This is a genomic window from Fodinicurvata fenggangensis DSM 21160, from assembly GCF_000686045.1.
GTDB classification, from domain to species: domain Bacteria; phylum Pseudomonadota; class Alphaproteobacteria; order Kiloniellales; family DSM-21159; genus Fodinicurvata; species Fodinicurvata fenggangensis.
Map to the genome: position 1 here is coordinate 75,502 of NZ_JMLV01000008.1, position 14,240 is coordinate 89,741.

The 14,240-nt window shown below is 61.0% G+C and carries 16 protein-coding genes; 5 read left to right on the forward strand and 11 right to left on the reverse strand.

What is annotated here, in order from left to right:
- The first annotated feature begins 35 nt into the window (after positions 1–35).
- Positions 36–692 (forward strand): dioxygenase family protein, encoded by a 657-nt coding sequence (locus BP38_RS0111915; protein ID WP_051609305.1) that lies wholly within the window; start codon positions 36–38, stop codon positions 690–692.
- A 5-nt stretch (positions 693–697) separates the two neighbouring features.
- Here BP38_RS0111915 and BP38_RS0111920 read toward each other — a convergent pair whose 3' ends face one another.
- Positions 698–1,216 (reverse strand): Lrp/AsnC family transcriptional regulator, encoded by a 519-nt coding sequence (locus BP38_RS0111920; RefSeq protein ID WP_051609306.1) that lies wholly within the window; start codon positions 1,214–1,216, stop codon positions 698–700.
- Positions 1,217–1,355: 139 nt separating this feature from the next.
- On the opposite strand from BP38_RS0111920, the gene BP38_RS0111925 reads away from it, so the two are divergent.
- The 4 genes from BP38_RS0111925 (at position 1,356) to BP38_RS0111940 (ending at position 4,805) form a co-directional block, all read left to right on the forward strand.
- Positions 1,356–2,372 carry a 1-aminocyclopropane-1-carboxylate deaminase gene (locus BP38_RS0111925; protein ID WP_026987913.1) on the forward strand — a complete coding sequence of 339 codons (1,017 nt, stop codon included), beginning with the start codon at positions 1,356–1,358 and terminating at the stop codon, positions 2,370–2,372.
- 136 nt (positions 2,373–2,508) lie between these two features.
- A complete protein-coding gene (locus BP38_RS0111930; RefSeq protein ID WP_026987914.1) occupies positions 2,509–3,375 on the forward strand; it encodes an NAD(P)-dependent oxidoreductase in 867 nt (288 codons plus the stop codon).
- A 10-nt stretch (positions 3,376–3,385) separates the two neighbouring features.
- Positions 3,386–3,952 (forward strand): cysteine dioxygenase family protein, encoded by a 567-nt coding sequence (locus BP38_RS22630; RefSeq protein WP_051609307.1) that lies wholly within the window; start codon positions 3,386–3,388, stop codon positions 3,950–3,952.
- Positions 3,953–4,043: 91 nt separating this feature from the next.
- Positions 4,044–4,805, forward strand: coding sequence for an ADP-ribosylglycohydrolase family protein (locus tag BP38_RS0111940; protein ID WP_026987915.1), 762 nt, complete (start codon positions 4,044–4,046; stop codon positions 4,803–4,805).
- A gap of 13 nt (positions 4,806–4,818) precedes the next feature.
- Here the strand turns inward: BP38_RS0111940 and BP38_RS0111945 are convergent, their stop codons facing one another.
- The 10 genes from BP38_RS0111945 to BP38_RS0111990 form a co-directional block, all read right to left on the reverse strand.
- Complete coding sequence (locus BP38_RS0111945; protein ID WP_035725041.1) at positions 4,819–5,412, reverse strand: class I SAM-dependent methyltransferase; 594 nt, start codon at positions 5,410–5,412, stop codon at positions 4,819–4,821.
- A 44-nt stretch (positions 5,413–5,456) separates the two neighbouring features.
- Positions 5,457–6,272 (reverse strand): undecaprenyl-diphosphate phosphatase, encoded by an 816-nt coding sequence (locus BP38_RS0111950; RefSeq protein ID WP_026987917.1) that lies wholly within the window; start codon positions 6,270–6,272, stop codon positions 5,457–5,459.
- A 116-nt stretch (positions 6,273–6,388) separates the two neighbouring features.
- Entirely contained in the window at positions 6,389–7,111 is a 723-nt protein-coding gene (locus BP38_RS0111955) for a spermine/spermidine synthase domain-containing protein (RefSeq protein WP_026987918.1), read from the reverse strand.
- Between the two features lie 122 nt (positions 7,112–7,233).
- Positions 7,234–8,223, reverse strand: a complete 990-nt coding sequence (locus BP38_RS0111960; protein ID WP_035725043.1) for a cyclase family protein — start codon at positions 8,221–8,223, stop codon at positions 7,234–7,236.
- A gap of 129 nt (positions 8,224–8,352) precedes the next feature.
- Entirely contained in the window at positions 8,353–9,099 is a 747-nt protein-coding gene (locus tag BP38_RS0111965; protein ID WP_026987920.1) for an SDR family oxidoreductase, read from the reverse strand.
- 91 nt (positions 9,100–9,190) lie between these two features.
- A complete protein-coding gene (locus BP38_RS0111970; protein WP_026987921.1) occupies positions 9,191–9,868 on the reverse strand; it encodes an ABC transporter ATP-binding protein in 678 nt (225 codons plus the stop codon).
- A gap of 4 nt (positions 9,869–9,872) precedes the next feature.
- On the reverse strand, positions 9,873–10,613 hold the full coding sequence (locus tag BP38_RS0111975) for an ABC transporter ATP-binding protein (RefSeq protein ID WP_026987922.1): 741 nt from the start codon (positions 10,611–10,613) through the stop codon (positions 9,873–9,875).
- Positions 10,610–11,620, reverse strand: a complete 1,011-nt coding sequence (locus BP38_RS20440; protein WP_051609308.1) for a branched-chain amino acid ABC transporter permease — start codon at positions 11,618–11,620, stop codon at positions 10,610–10,612. The genes BP38_RS0111975 and BP38_RS20440 overlap by 4 nt, the downstream gene beginning before the upstream one ends.
- 3 nt (positions 11,621–11,623) lie before the next feature.
- Positions 11,624–12,529, reverse strand: a complete 906-nt coding sequence (locus tag BP38_RS0111985) for a branched-chain amino acid ABC transporter permease (RefSeq protein WP_026987923.1) — start codon at positions 12,527–12,529, stop codon at positions 11,624–11,626.
- A gap of 80 nt (positions 12,530–12,609) precedes the next feature.
- A complete protein-coding gene (locus BP38_RS0111990; protein WP_026987924.1) occupies positions 12,610–13,908 on the reverse strand; it encodes an ABC transporter substrate-binding protein in 1,299 nt (432 codons plus the stop codon).
- Positions 13,909–14,240 lie beyond the last annotated feature (332 nt).

Sequence of the window (14,240 nt, forward strand, 5' to 3'; positions counted from 1 at the left end):
TGCCTCTCTGGCAGCGCGCCGGAAAGGACAGTGGAATGTGGATTTTCTCAAGACGTGGTTTCCTGCTGGCCGGCCCCCTGGCCGTCGCGGGCATGGCCCTGGCCCCTCGCCTGCAGTTCCCGGCACTGGCAAGCGAACCAGGTCTGACCCCGCCGCAGACCGAAGGCCCCTTCTATCCCGACAGCCTGCCGGATGATCGCGACAACGACCTGTTGCGCATTGCAGATGAAGAGGGGCACGCAAAGGGCGAGTCCTTGGAGTTGGCGGGCACGCTGACCGACCCTGAGGGCCAACCCTTTGCCGACTGCCTGCTCGAGATATGGCAGGCCGATGCCGCGGGACGCTACCATCACAGCGAGGATCGCGCAGAGGGCGCGCGGGACCCGGCCTTTCAGGGCTATGGCACCACCCGGACGGACAGTGAGGGGCGTTACAGCTTCCGCACCATTCGGCCCGTCCCCTACGGATCGCGCACACCGCATATCCATTTCAAGGTCCATCATCCCGACGGCCAAGTGCTGACCACCCAGATGTACGTGGCCGACGAACAGCTCAACGAGAGCGACTGGCTCTACAACCGTTTGAGTCCTGAAGAGCAGGCCCTTGTCACGGTTTCCCTGCAACCGTTCGAGGAAGACGAAGAGGCCGCCTGGACGGGGCACTTCCCTATCGTCCTGCCGCGCCGGGCCTGAGCCCTCTACTCCTCGATCTGCACGGCCGTGTCGTACTTCACCCGGCGTAGCGTGAAGCTGGTGCGAAACCGCCGGATGTTGTGCTCGCGTGCCAGGACGTCGCGCACGAAGTCGTTGTAGTGCTCCATGTCACGGCAGGAGACGAGCAGCAGGTAATCGCTCTCGCCCGAGATGAAATAGCATTGCTGGACCTCGGGCTGGGCGGAAATGTGCCGCTCGAAGGCGGCCAGCGCATCCTCGCGCTGCCGGTCCAGCTCGACACTGACGAAGGCAATCAACGCATGTCCCGTCTTGGCCGTATCCACCAGGGACACGTCGCGCAGGATATAGCCCTCCTGGCGCAAACGCTTGACCCGGCGCGAACAGGGGGCCGGTGACAACCCGACCTTCATCGCCAGCTCCTCGTTGGTGATGCGGGCATCCTGCTGAAGGTGATTGAGAATCCGGCGGTCGATCCGATCGAGGGCGGAGAGGGAGGCCTCGCCTTCGGGTGCCTTATTGCGTGGACGCACGTCCTTGTTCATTTCAATTGCTTTCCTTGGGCTTCACGAAACAATCTATGGAATGATTCCTGCCAGAGAAAGCAGGGAATTTCCTCTCGATTGCGCCTAGAGTGATGTTTCTTGAAACGCCGTTCGCCCGCAACACCTTCGGAGACAGCAGATGAAACTCGACCGCTTCAAGCGCCATCCACTCACCTTCGGCCCCACCCCCATCGAGCCGCTGGCCAACCTCAGCGCACACCTGGGCGGCAAGGTGGAGATCTGGGCCAAGCGCGAGGACTGCAACAGCGGCCTGGCCTTCGGCGGCAACAAGGTGCGCAAGCTGGAATACCTGGTGCCGGATGCGCTCGAGCAGGGTTGCGACACCCTGGTGACCATCGGCGGCATCCAGTCGAACCATACGCGCCAGGTGGCCGCGGTGGCCGCGAAACTGGGAATGAAATGTCGACTGGTGCAGGAGCACTGGGTCGACTGGAACGATGCTGTCTATGACCGCGTGGGCAACATCCAGATGAGTCGGATCATGGGCGCCGAGGTGGAACTGGTGAACGCCGGCTTCGACATCGGCATCCGCGAAAGCTGGGAGAATGCGCTGGAGGACGTGCGCCAACGGGGCGGCAAGCCCTACGCCATTCCGGCCGGGGCCTCGGACCACAAGCTGGGCGGTCTCGGCTTTGTCGGTTTCGCGGAGGAAGTCCGCCAACAGGAAGCCGAACTGGGCTTCAAGTTCGACTACATCGTTGTCTGTGCTGTCACCGGCAGCACCCAGGCCGGCATGGTGGCCGGATTTGCCGCAGATGGACGCGCCGACCGGGTCATCGGCATCGATGGCTCGGCCGAGCCGGAGAAGACACGCGATGCCGTGCTTCGCATCGCCCGGGCCACGGCCGATCTCGTGGAACCTGGCCGGGCCATAGAGGACACCGACGTGGTCCTGGACACCCGCTATGCCTATCCGGCCTACGGTCTGCCGTCCGCGGAAACGCTGGAAGCCATCCGGCTGTCCGCACGCCTGGAGGGCATGATGACCGACCCGGTCTATGAAGGAAAATCCATGCAGGGCATGATCGACATGATCCAGCACGATGAAATCCCGGCCGGCGCCCGCGTGCTCTATGCCCATCTGGGCGGCGTGCCGGCCATCAACGGCTACAGTTACCTGTTCAAGGACGGCTGATAGAGGAAATGTGCAAACAATACAGGTAAACACCCCGATCTGGGTTTGGCCCAGGGAACACCTTGTCGCTTTCCTTCAAAGCCACTAACCTTGCGCGCAATCACCGATACGCTAATGCATACAGGGGGAACAAGACATGGCAAAGCTGGCATTTCTGGGACTGGGCGTGATGGGTTATCCCATGGCGGGACATCTGGCCAAGGCCGGTCACGACGTTCGCGTCTACAACCGTACGGCGGAGAAGGCCTCCAAGTGGGCCCAGGAGCACGGCGGCCAAACGGGCGCAACACCCGCAGAGGCGGCCGCCGAGGCAGATATCGTCTTCATGTGCGTCGGCAACGACGACGACGTCCGCAAGGTGGTATATGGCGAGAACGGCGCCCTGGCCGGTATGAAGAACGGTGCGATCCTGGTCGATCACACCACCGCCTCGGCAGAGGTGGCCCGCGAGGTGGAGAAAGCCTGCAAGGATGATGGCAAGGGCTTCCTGGACGCGCCCGTCTCCGGTGGCCAGGCCGGTGCCGAGAACGGCGCGCTGACCATCATGGTTGGCGGGGACGAGAAAACCTTCGACAGCGCCAAGAGCGCCATGGATTGCTACGGCCGTGCCGTCACCCTGATGGGGGACGCCGGGTCCGGCCAGCTGACCAAGATGGTCAACCAGATCTGCATCGCCGGACTGGTCCAGGGCCTGGCCGAGGGGGTCAACTTCGCCCAGAAGGCCGGCCTGGATTGCGAGAAGGTCTTCGATGTCATCGGCAAGGGCGCGGCCCAGTCCTGGCAGATGGACAATCGCCACAAGACCATGCTGGAAGACAAGTTCGACCACGGCTTTGCCGTCGACTGGATGCGCAAGGACCTGAACATTGCCCTGGCGGAAGCCCAGCGCAACGGCTCGCAGCTGCCGGTCACCGCCTTGGTCGACCAGTTCTACGCAGCTGTCCAGGGCATGGGCGGCGGTCGCTGGGACACCTCCAGCCTGCTCAAGAACCTGAAGGACTGAGTTCCTTCACATGCAGGATGCCTTTACGCGCTTCCTGGAACGCGGACAGGCGGCGACGCGCTCGACCTCACCGGCCGAAGCCGTCGCCGCCGAGCTCTCGAACCTGATTGCCTCGGGCTGGCAAGCCCCAGATCCCCGCTATCGCACGCTTCAGCCCGGCCTGCCCTATGGCTCCTACCTGCTGCACCTTTCGCCTGAAGGCGATTTCTGTGTGGTTCAGGACGTTTTCGCTCCCGGGCAGCTGACCGGGATTCACCACCATCGCACCTGGGGTGCTGTCGGCACGCTGGAGGGCTGCGAACGCAACAGCCGCTATGCCGTTGCCCCCGACATGAGGGACGCTCCGCGCTTCCTGGACAGCCACCTGCTCTCGGCCGGCGATGTCACGACCGTTGGCGATGGCGAACTGGACTTCCATGAAGTGGAATGTGCCAGCGAGGTCCCGAGCATCAGTCTGCACGTCTATGGCGCGGATATCGGGCGGCTGGAGCGGATCATGTGGGACCCTGACCGGCAAGCCTATCGCAGTTTCACCTCCGGCTATTCCAACCAGGCCGTCGGACTGCCGCTTCCCTAGATCAAGTTCGACGGCACGACGCAGCCTCTGGCTGCCTGACTTGACGAAGAGGAAGGAGACCCCACGTCCAAGGTACGGAAAGGGGCCGAGAATGCTGGGCGCAATCGCGGGCGATATCATAGGTTCACGCTTCGAGGGGCACCCCGGACCGCCGCATGACTTCACAGTCTGGCATGCCGACTGCCGCTTCACGGACGACAGCGTCTGCAGTCTGGCGGTCGCCGATGCCTTTCTCGACCGGGCCGACTATGCAACGCGTTTGCGTGATTTCGTACGCCGGTACCCTGACGCCGGCTACGGCGGCATGTTCATCCGCTGGGCAATGAGCAACAACGCCGGACCTTACGGCAGTTGGGGCAACGGCGCGCCCATGCGAACGGCGGCCATCGGCTGGCTGGCGGACAGCGAGAAAGCGGTCCTGGACCAGGCCGCAGCCCAGGCCAAGGTCAGTCATGACCACCCCTCGGCCGTAACGGCGGCACAGGCGGTCTCCCTTGCCATCTTCTGCCTGCGGCAGGGTCATGAACCTGCCAGCGTACAGCAACGCCTGACCGAGCAGTTCGGCTATGAACTGAGCCCTGAACGTGCGCTCAAGAGCCGAGGGTTCAACGTTTCATCAGCCGGCACCCTGCCACCTGCCCTGGCGGCTGCCTTTACGGCGACCAACTGGGAACAGGCGGTGCGCACAGCCGTCTGCTTGGGCGGTGACACCGACACCCTGGCCTGCATCACGGGCGCCGTAGCTGAGGCCCTGCACGGCTTGCCCCGGGAGGTGGCCGAACAGGCACGACGCCACCTGACCTCGGATCTACAGACTGTCCTGAATCGCTTCGAGCAAGCGGGCCAACGTTAGAGGCCGGGGTCCCTCAGGGAACCTGTATTAGGGCCAAGTCCTTGACCGGAATTTCGCAACGCCAGCCATGTCGGGCCGCCAGGAATTCAAGCGTTTCAGCACGATAGAAGACGACATGGGTGGGATCGCGGCGATAATGCCAGTTGGCAAAGCGCGCATCCTCGGTCTGGAAACAGGTCATGATCGCCAGCCAGCCCCCTGGTCGGAGCAAGCCCCCAAGGCGCTCGAACTCGCTGGCCGGATCGTGGAGATGTTCCACCACTTCCGTACAGGTTATCGCGTCGTAGCCGCCCACGAGTTTCGTCTCGTCCGCGTGAAAGAAGGGATCGTAAAGCGTGACGCGATGCCCTGCCTCTCGCAGCATCTGGGCCAGGGCAGGTCCGGGACCGCAGCCGTAATCCAGGATATCTGCCGGCTCCGACAGGCGTTCGCAAAGCGGGTCCGCCAACTTTGACAGGAAACGACGATAGCCCGGGTCATGAGGGTCGTTCTCATGATCCAGGTAGACCTGCCTCTCCGCCTCGGGGGTCAAACGTTCGGCAGGATCCGCCAGGCAGTCCTCGCATCGCCAATAGTGCTTCGCCTCGAAGCATCCGAAATGCCACACACCCCTTCCAAGACAAACCGGGCAAGCTGGGGCCTCGCGACCACTCATCCCCCAATCAGACCCAAGACAATCAGAAGCGCCAGAAACGCCGCCAGGAGAAGCCGGTAGACCACGAAGGGCATGAAAGAGGCCTGCTTCAGCCAGGTCATCATGGCGGTAATTGCGGCCAGGGCGCTGGCAAAGGCGAGGCCGGCGGCCAGAACCGCATCGATCTGCAGCGCCGCATCTCCCGAGCGTACCAGCTCCAGACCGGCCAGTGTACCCGCTCCCAATATCGTGGGTATGGACAGGAGCAGGGAAAAGCGTGCTGCTTCGGTCCGCCGCAGACCCAGGAAAAGGGCCGCTGTGATGGTTATGCCGGAGCGGCTGACCCCTGGAACCAGGGCAAGCACCTGCGCCAGTCCGATGATGATGACTTCGCGCCAGCCAAGATCCGGCATGCTCCCCCTGGCCGTTCGGGCGCGCCAGTCGGCCAGGGCCAGCAGCAGGCCGAAGCCCGCCGTCGTCGCGATGATCAGGGTTGTGCTGCGCAGCTCCGTGGCGATCAGGTCCTTCATCAGGAAGCCCACGATTACCACGGGGATCGTCGCCACCACGATCTGCAGGGCCAAGCGCGCATCGGGGCCGTATCTCAGGCCCAGAACCTGGAAGCCACCCCGGATCAGGCGCAGCACATCGCGTCGGAAATAGGCAATTACGGCCAGCAGGGTGCCCACATGCACGGCTACGTCCATCAGCAGGCCCTGGTCCTGCCAGCCTGTCAGGACCGGAACGAGGATCAGGTGTGCGGACGAAGAGATCGGCAGGAACTCGGTAATGCCCTGAACGATGGCCAGAACCACGATCTGCAGTATATCCATCAGGCCGTCCTGCCCTTTCTCAAACCCTGTATATCCCTAGCCGTTTCCACGGGCAGTTCATGAAATATCGCCTCCTGCGCCTCGGGAAAAGCTTCGATCGCAATTACCTTAAGAACTCATGTGGCCTTGGTACGGGCCAGATAGACGCACTGGGTGAAGTCCTTGCGTTGCAGGGGGTTATGGAAGGTTACTGGTTCTGCGCGTGCCTGCGCGAAGACGGAAGCCAGGCGTTCCGTGAAGGCTGCATCCGGCGGCTCGTTGGACCAGAGACCGAAGACGCCGCCCGGTGAAAGCTGCGCCGCGAAACGCTGTAGCCCCTCTGGGCCGTAGAAATCTGCATTCTGCGGATCCAGCAGGAACTCAGGCGTGTGATCGATATCCACCAGGATGGCGTCGAAGGGGCGCTCAGGCGAAAGTCTGGACAATCCCTGGTCCGAGGTCGCCAGGGCGAAGAAGTCGCCATGGTGAAAGCGGCAGCGGGGATCGACCGTCAATTCCCGACCCAGGGGAACCAGTCCCTGCTTGTGCCAGTCAATCACGACCTCCAGCGCCTCGACCACGACCAGGTCTTTCACGGCCGCATGTTCCAGCACGGCCTGCGCCGTATGGCCAAGCCCGAGACCGCCCACAAGCACGGAGACTTCGGGTTTGTCGAGCTCGGCCAATCCCAGGTGCGCCAACGCCACTTCCGAAGCCGTGAACAGGCTGGACATCAGGAATTCATCGCCCAGCTTGATCTCGTAGACATCCACGCCCATGGAAAGCTCCCGCCGGCGCCGCAGGCTGAGGGCACCGATAGCCGTAGGTCGATAATCGAGCTCTTCGAAATACAGGCTCAAGTCATGGCTCCAACAAGGCTCCCGTTCCGACTGCAGTCAAGACCCTACGCGCCAGGAAGACAAACGACGACCCGGGCAAGCCTTCTGCCTGCCCGGGCCTGTGCTTTCAAGACAGATGTAGCCTACCTGATTGCAGTCGGGTTGATAACCGCCTGAACGCCGCCCGTGAACTTCGAATGCCCCATGACGAACATGAATTCCCAGGCCTCGTCGGCAGTCAGTTCCGCGGTCTTCATGTTCTCCAGGATATAGATGCCGTTCTTGGCGATCAGTTCCTGATGCACCTCGAAGACTCCGACACCTTCCTCGAAGGGAATGACCTCGAGCCCCCAGGTATCAGCTCCGACGGCCAGCACGTTCTTTTCGACCAGGTACTCGGCCCCATCCAGGCCCAGCCCGGGCTCGCCCGCGATATAGCGGTCATCTTCCTCACCCACCAGCGACAGCCAGCCGGTGTGGAACAGGACCACGTCCCCTTCACGGATCTCGACACCCTGCTTATCGGCCTGAGCCTCGATCTCTTCACTGTTGAAGACCGTTCCTTCGTCCAGCACGTCCTGGCCAAAGTGATCGGTCATGTCGAGGACAATGCCCCGGGTCACGAAATTGGGGATCTTCTCGATGCCCAGTTTCGTCAGTCCGTCGGCCTGGACGAAATCGCTGTTGTGGTGACAGTTGTAGTAGACATTATCGACGCCGATATGGCCCAGCCCGTCGATTTGCGAGCCCGTGCCGACATAGCCCATGTAGATATCGTCGTTGTAGTTCATCTTGTTAGGGCCAAGTCCGACACCGCCAACCTGGCCTGGCTGATTGATCACCAGGGCCCAGCTGCGCGGGCCGAAGGCCGGTGTCTCGGAATTGGTCTCGGCGCCCAGGGAATAGGTCTTGCCGGTCTTGACCAGCTTGGCAGCTTCAAGAACCAGCTCTTCAGACAACAGGTTGGCAGCACCGATCTCATCATCGGCGCCCCACTCGGACTGGCACCATTCCGGTGCATCCGGCGCATTGGCGGGCCATTCCTGTTCTTCGTCCTGCGCAACTGCGCTCGATGCAACAAGGCCCGCCGACACGATCGCGGCACAGGCCAAAGCAAACGGTTTTCCTGACATCCTTTCCTCCCTTTCTTGAGATAGAGCTGGGAAAACCGTTGCGGCGGCCTTCCCTATTGGTGCTGTAACCGTCCAGAAACCATTAAAAGCTGTCTTCCATCACTCTTTATTGAACCAATTCTGCAGTACTCAGATCGTGCGTCCGCCATCGACCTCCATCACAACGCCGGTGATGAAATCCGCCTCGTCGGAAGCCAGATAGAGACAGGCATTGGCGATGTCGCGCGGCTCGGACATGCGTCCCAGGGGAATCGTGGAAATGAATTTCTCGCGGTTCTCTGGCGTGTCCGGAACGCCCATGAAACTCTCCAGAAGGCCCGTCGCGCCCATGACTGGCGCAACGCAGTTCACGCGAATCTTGTCCGGCGCCAGTTCGACCGCCAGGGAACGCGACAGCAGGTTCACGGCGCCCTTGCTGGAGTTGTACCAGGTCAGGCCGGGTCGCGGGCGAATGCCGGCCGTGGATCCAATGTTCAGGATCACGCCGCTGCCGGCCGCTTTCATCACGGGCACCACAGCATTGGTCATGTGATAGATCGCCTTCACGTTGACGTCGTAGATGCGATCGAATTCTTCTTCGGTCACCTCGAGGAGCGGCTTGTTCTTATGCGTCCAGCCCGCGTTGTTGACCACAATGTCCAGGCGGCCATTCTCTTTGGCCGTTTCGATGGCATGGTCCACGTCGCTGCGCTTGGTTACGTCGCCGGCAACCGCCTTCGTCCCGGAACCGATTTTCTTGGCCTGTTGCTCGGAGCCGTCCTTGTTGAGGTCCATGATGGTGACCGTTGCGCCTTCGCGCGCGAAGACGGCGGCGATCTCTGCCCCGAACCCGGAAGCACCTCCGGTCACCAGGGCTGTTTTTCCTTTCAGGCGCATGGCTTGTATCTCCCTTCTCTTCTTGCTTGAACATGACTTGAAGCTTCGAAGGATGTCCTTGGCAGGCGCCCGGAGACAGCCATTGACCGCTTTAGGCTTCGACCTTCGAAACGTCCTCGACACTTTCTATCTCGCCGCGTTCGATGGTGATCACGCGGCTGGCGAAATTCTTCAGCAGGCCCGGATTCGATTCCGTTATGATCACTGACAGCGAACGATCCGTGTCGCGCAAGGCACGCAAGGCTTCGGCGTAACGATTGGCCAACACGGGCGCCAGTCCCTGGAAGGGCTCATCCAGCAGAAGAAGGTGCGTACCGAGCATGAGGCCACGCCCCAGCGCCACCATCTTGCCCTGTCCGCCCGAAACCGAGCCGGCCGGCCGCTTCGCCATCTCCTTCAGCTCCGGCAGGATGCCATAAACCCGCTCGAGCCGGCGGTTGGTCTCGTCCTGGGTCAGCTGCGCAACCCGTGCCGGCAAGAGGATATTCTCCTCGACCGTGAAGGCCGAGAACAGGCGCCGGTCCTCGGGGGCATAACCGATCCCCAACGCGGGCCGTTCGTGGGCCTGCACATGGTCGACAGCCTGGCCGTTCAGCAGGATCGACCCCTGTGCCGTGACCAGTCCCATGATGGCGCGCAGTGTCGTCGTCTTGCCCGCCCCGTTGCGCCCCACGAAGGCGATGGTTTCCCCTTCCTGGACCTCAAAAGAGACATTCCTGAGGATGGGAATGCGGGCAATGGAAACAGACAGGTCCTTGAGTTCGAGCATTTCCCTATACTCCGATCACGGTTCTGACGACTTCCGGATCCTGCAGGACATCCTCCGGCGTGCCCTGGCTCTGGATATGGCCGGCATTCCAGACAGCGACACGATTGGCATAACGCGAGACCATCTCCATGTCGTGCTCGACGAAAACCGAGGTGACCTGCTGTTCCCGCAAGGCACCGATCAGGGTGTCCATGATGTCGAACTTCTCCGATGAAGCCACACCCGACGTCGGCTCATCCATCAAAAGGACCTTGGGCTTCAGTGCTAGCGCCAGGGCAATGTCGACCAGCTTGCGCTTGCCCTCCGGCAACTCCGAAGCAGGGCGATCCGATACATCGTCACAGCCCACGAGTTCCAGGATATGCTCGGCCTCCTTGCGCTCCGGTATTTGCATGAGCGGCGTAAAGGGTGCGAAGCGCCGAGCCTGCGAGGCAGCGGCAATCAGCATGTTTTCCAGAACGGTCTGCTCCGTGAATAGCTGCGGTATCTGGAAGGCACGTGCAATGCCCATGCGCGTGATAGCACGTGGAGACGACCCAAGAATGCTTCTGCCCTGGAAGGTTACACTTCCGGCACTTGGCTTCAGGTAACCTGTGCAGATATTCAGGAAGGTCGTCTTGCCGGCACCGTTCGGCCCGATGATGGCAAGGTGGTCGTCCTCGAAGACGTCCAGGGAAACACCTTCGGCAGCAATAACGCCTCCAAAGCTGATGGCGAGGTCCTTGGCGGAAATCAGAGCGGTCACTGTTCTTCTCCCCTCTGCTTTTCCGTCTTGCCCGAAGGTTGCTTGCCGCCACTGGGAGTGGGCTCTCTCCTGCCTTTGCCCAGGTAGCCGCGGATGTCATTCAAGACACCGACAAGGCCACTGGGGGCAAAGAGGATAATGACCAGCAGCACGAGCCCCAAGGTCAATTGCCAGGTATCTCCGACATAGGCCGTGGCGGTCACCCGGATGTATTCATAGACGAACGAACCGGCCAACGCGCCGAAGACATTGCCGGTTCCGCCCAGAATGGCCACGAAGACGAACTCGCCCGAGCGCACCCAATAGGCATATTCCGGTGTGGCGATCCCCTGGAACACAGCCACCAGCGCCCCGCCCAGACCGGCCAAGAACGCCGAAATGATATAGGCGATCAGCAGCACGCGCCGGGGCGAAAGGCCAAGGTACTCGATACGCGTTTCGTTCGTCTTGATGGCTTTCAGGGTATGGCCCAAAGGGCTGTCGAGAAAACGATGTACGCCGTAAAGGCAGATTACAAGAAGGGCCAAGGCGAGGTAATACAGGACGAATTCATACTCCGAACGCTCCATCGCCTGTCCCAGGATCTCGGGCCGGGGAATGCTGAGACCATCCGAACCGCCCGTGATATGAATGAACTTCTCCAGCAGGGAATAGAACACCATCGAGAAGGCCAGATTGAACATCGCGAAGAAGATATAGCGATAGCGGACCACGAAAACGCCGACCAACAGCCCCGCGACAACCGAGGCCCCAATGGCTGCGGCAAGCGCGATGACAATTTCCCCGCCCGGGATCGCGCGTATCACGAAACCGGCTGTATAGGCGCCTGTGGCGAAGAACATGGCGTGACCGAAAGACACCTGCCCCGCCTGCAGAAGCAGGATGATTCCAAGAACCGGCAGGGCCTTGGCCCAGACCAGTGTCAGGAAGGCATCCCAACCGCTTGTCGCAAGTGGCAGGACGATGGCGACGAGGACGACGACGGGCAGAACGATGCGCATCAGCATGGATCAGATCTTCCTCGCCGTGGTTTTGCCAAACAGGCCTTCGGGCCGGAACAGCAGAACGATCACCATGATCAGGTAAGGCACGACGACTTCCAGTTCCGGCATGAAGAAGACAGCACTCGAGCGCCCCAGTCCGATCAGCAGCGCGGCGATGGCCGCCCCCCCGATCTGGCCCAGGCCGGCAGTTGCCGCGACGGCAAAGGACAGGACGATCATCTCCGCCCCCATTCCCGGCAGGACCGAGGTTGTCGGCGAAGCCAGCGCGCCGCCCAGGGATGCCAGGGTCGTTCCGATGATGAAGGTCAGGAAGAAGACCTTGCGCGCATTGATGCCGATCGCGGTTGCAGCCTCCCGGTCCTCGGTCACCGCAACGATCAGGGAACCGGCCAGGGTCTTGCGCAGGAACCACCGCAAACCGAAAAGAATGAACAGTGCGACCAGCGGCAGAAAGATGACCTGGTAGGCTGTATAGGGAATGCCGACGATTGTGACGTTCCCCATGAGACTCAGCGGCTCGGTGTAGAAATAGGGCTGAACGCCCCAGACAAGGCGCTGCACGTTGTCCAGGATCATGAAAATAGCAAAGGTCACAAGCAGTTGCAGATACTCTTCGCGGACATAGATGCGCCTGAGGATAAAGCGCTCCATCAGCCCGCCGACAGACACGCCGACGGCCACGGCCGCCACAATGAACAGCGGGTAGGCGAACCAGGCGGATATGCCGTAGGCGGAAAGCACCAGGCCGAGGCTGGCCGCGGCATAGGCACCAAGCGCATAGAAGCTGCCATGCGCAACATTCAGGATCCGCATGACACCGAAAACCAGTGTCAGCCCGACAGCCACCAGGAATACGAGTGAACCGTAGGCTATGCCGTCCAGGACGGTGAGTACAAGAATCTGCAGGGACATGGATTTTACACGAAGCTCTGGATTACGCAGGAAAGCTGGGGCCGCGTGGATGGAACAACCACGCGGCCCCGATCAAAGAATCACTCTTCGTGCTGATACTCGTCAGCCGAGACTTCTTCCACGAAGCTTTCGTCCAGGGTTTCGATCCATTCGATCGAATTCTCACCAGCTGGCGGCATGAGATCCGCACCGTCGAAGATCATCATGTTGTCGATGATCGGGAAATCATATCCCTCGACATGCTTGGTGGTGCCGATCAGCTGGGCCTCGATGGCCTGATTGTCTTCACGGATCGTCAAAGGACGGCCGTGACCTCGGTACTCCAGGCCTGCCATGGCATCGACCAACTGCTCGCGGTCGGGCCAGCCTCCGTCATTGGCCTCAATCGCCTTGTCATAGGCCGCCTCCAGCGCGGCGAAGGCCTGGGCCATGTGGAAAGCGGGATAGATCGGATAGTCGCCGGTACGTTCGCGGTACTGGGCAACGAAATCCTGAAGCTCCTCACCGTCCTTGTACTCGGGATGCAGGAAGTAGTGGTCGCCACGACCGCCGACAATCACGCCGTCCGGCAGGTCGCTGCCAAGACGTTCAAGCGACGATTCCACCAAAGGCAAAACAAACTGCGAGTTGCTGAAAAGACCACGCTGGTTGGCCTGGCGCACGAAGGTATCCAGGTCGCCGCCCCAGGACGTCGAGAGAATGACATCGGGCTGCGTGGCCAGCAGACGGGAAATCTCCGCGGAATAGTCCGAGGCACCGAAACTCGGGAAGAACTCGCCGACAACCTCGACATCCGGCTTCAGCTGCTTGAGCGCCGTGGAGAACAACTCCCAGCTGTCACGACCCCAGGCGTAGTCCTGGTTGACCACGGCAATCGTCTCGAAATCCGGGTTGTTCTTCAGAAGGTAAAGCAGCGGCGCCAGCATCTCGGGCGTGGCGTTGGCCTGGGTCCGGAAGTTGTAGCGGTAGTCCGCTTCCTCGAAGATCCGCTGTGTCCCGCAGTCCCAGAGAATATTCAACATCTCCAGGTCTTCGGCCAAGGGCGCAATGTTGATGCAGTTACCCGACGAGATCGACGCGAACATCACGTCCACGTTCTCGTCCTGAACAAGACGCCGGTACTCGGTGGTCAGGGTCTCGGCTCCAGCACCCTCGTCGATGAAGCTCAAGGAAACTGGAACACCCTGGATACCGCCAGCCTCGTTGAGATTTTCGGCGAGCATCCGAGCTGCCTCCTGGCCCGGCACGCCGAAGACAGAAGCCGGACCGGACGTGAAGGTCGTAATGCCGATATTGATTTCTTCGGGCTTGTCCTGTGCCACGGCCTGGAACGGCAGCAGCGCAGCAAGTCCGAGAGCCGCGATGGATACGGATTTCATCTTCTCATTTCCTCCCTAGTTTTTGTTTTTTGATGTATTTATCGGAACAGCCACAGATCGAAGTGCTGTAGCAAAGCTTCCATTTTCATCGATTTAGAAGCGTGGTTGAAGTTTAAATCAGATGCAAAGATTATTTCGCTTTACTAGCCATAAGATTTTCTTATAGCTGCAAGAAGGTGTAGCATGGGCGGAGAAACACAGCCCAAGCCCGCACCCTGCCTTCCCCTTCTGGCCCCGCTCCGGGCAGTCTCCTACATCTCCGTTGAGTCTTGTCGGCCTGCATGATCAGGTTGGCGGCGCTGGAACCTCACCTCAGACTCTCGCTGTATCAG

What these genes read in the sequence shown, in the direction of transcription:
- BP38_RS0111930 (WP_026987914.1), top strand. Translation starts at nt 2,509, where the DNA reads ATGGCAAAGCTGGCATTTCTGGGACTGGGCGTGATGGGTTATCCCATG.
- BP38_RS0111940 (WP_026987915.1), top strand. Translation starts at nt 4,044, where the DNA reads ATGCTGGGCGCAATCGCGGGCGATATCATAGGTTCACGCTTCGAGGGG.
- BP38_RS0111985 (WP_026987923.1), bottom strand. Translation starts at nt 12,529, where the DNA reads ATGTCCCTGCAGATTCTTGTACTCACCGTCCTGGACGGCATAGCCTAC.
- BP38_RS0111970 (WP_026987921.1), bottom strand. Translation starts at nt 9,868, where the DNA reads ATGCTCGAACTCAAGGACCTGTCTGTTTCCATTGCCCGCATTCCCATC.
- BP38_RS0111920 (WP_051609306.1), bottom strand. Translation starts at nt 1,216, where the DNA reads ATGAACAAGGACGTGCGTCCACGCAATAAGGCACCCGAAGGCGAGGCC.
- BP38_RS0111960 (WP_035725043.1), bottom strand. Translation starts at nt 8,223, where the DNA reads ATGTCAGGAAAACCGTTTGCTTTGGCCTGTGCCGCGATCGTGTCGGCG.
- BP38_RS0111950 (WP_026987917.1), bottom strand. Translation starts at nt 6,272, where the DNA reads ATGGATATACTGCAGATCGTGGTTCTGGCCATCGTTCAGGGCATTACC.
- BP38_RS0111925 (WP_026987913.1), top strand. Translation starts at nt 1,356, where the DNA reads ATGAAACTCGACCGCTTCAAGCGCCATCCACTCACCTTCGGCCCCACC.
- BP38_RS20440 (WP_051609308.1), bottom strand. Translation starts at nt 11,620, where the DNA reads ATGCTGATGCGCATCGTTCTGCCCGTCGTCGTCCTCGTCGCCATCGTC.
- BP38_RS0111915 (WP_051609305.1), top strand. Translation starts at nt 36, where the DNA reads ATGTGGATTTTCTCAAGACGTGGTTTCCTGCTGGCCGGCCCCCTGGCC.
- BP38_RS0111990 (WP_026987924.1), bottom strand. Translation starts at nt 13,908, where the DNA reads ATGAAATCCGTATCCATCGCGGCTCTCGGACTTGCTGCGCTGCTGCCG.
- BP38_RS0111965 (WP_026987920.1), bottom strand. Translation starts at nt 9,099, where the DNA reads ATGCGCCTGAAAGGAAAAACAGCCCTGGTGACCGGAGGTGCTTCCGGG.
- BP38_RS22630 (WP_051609307.1), top strand. Translation starts at nt 3,386, where the DNA reads ATGCAGGATGCCTTTACGCGCTTCCTGGAACGCGGACAGGCGGCGACG.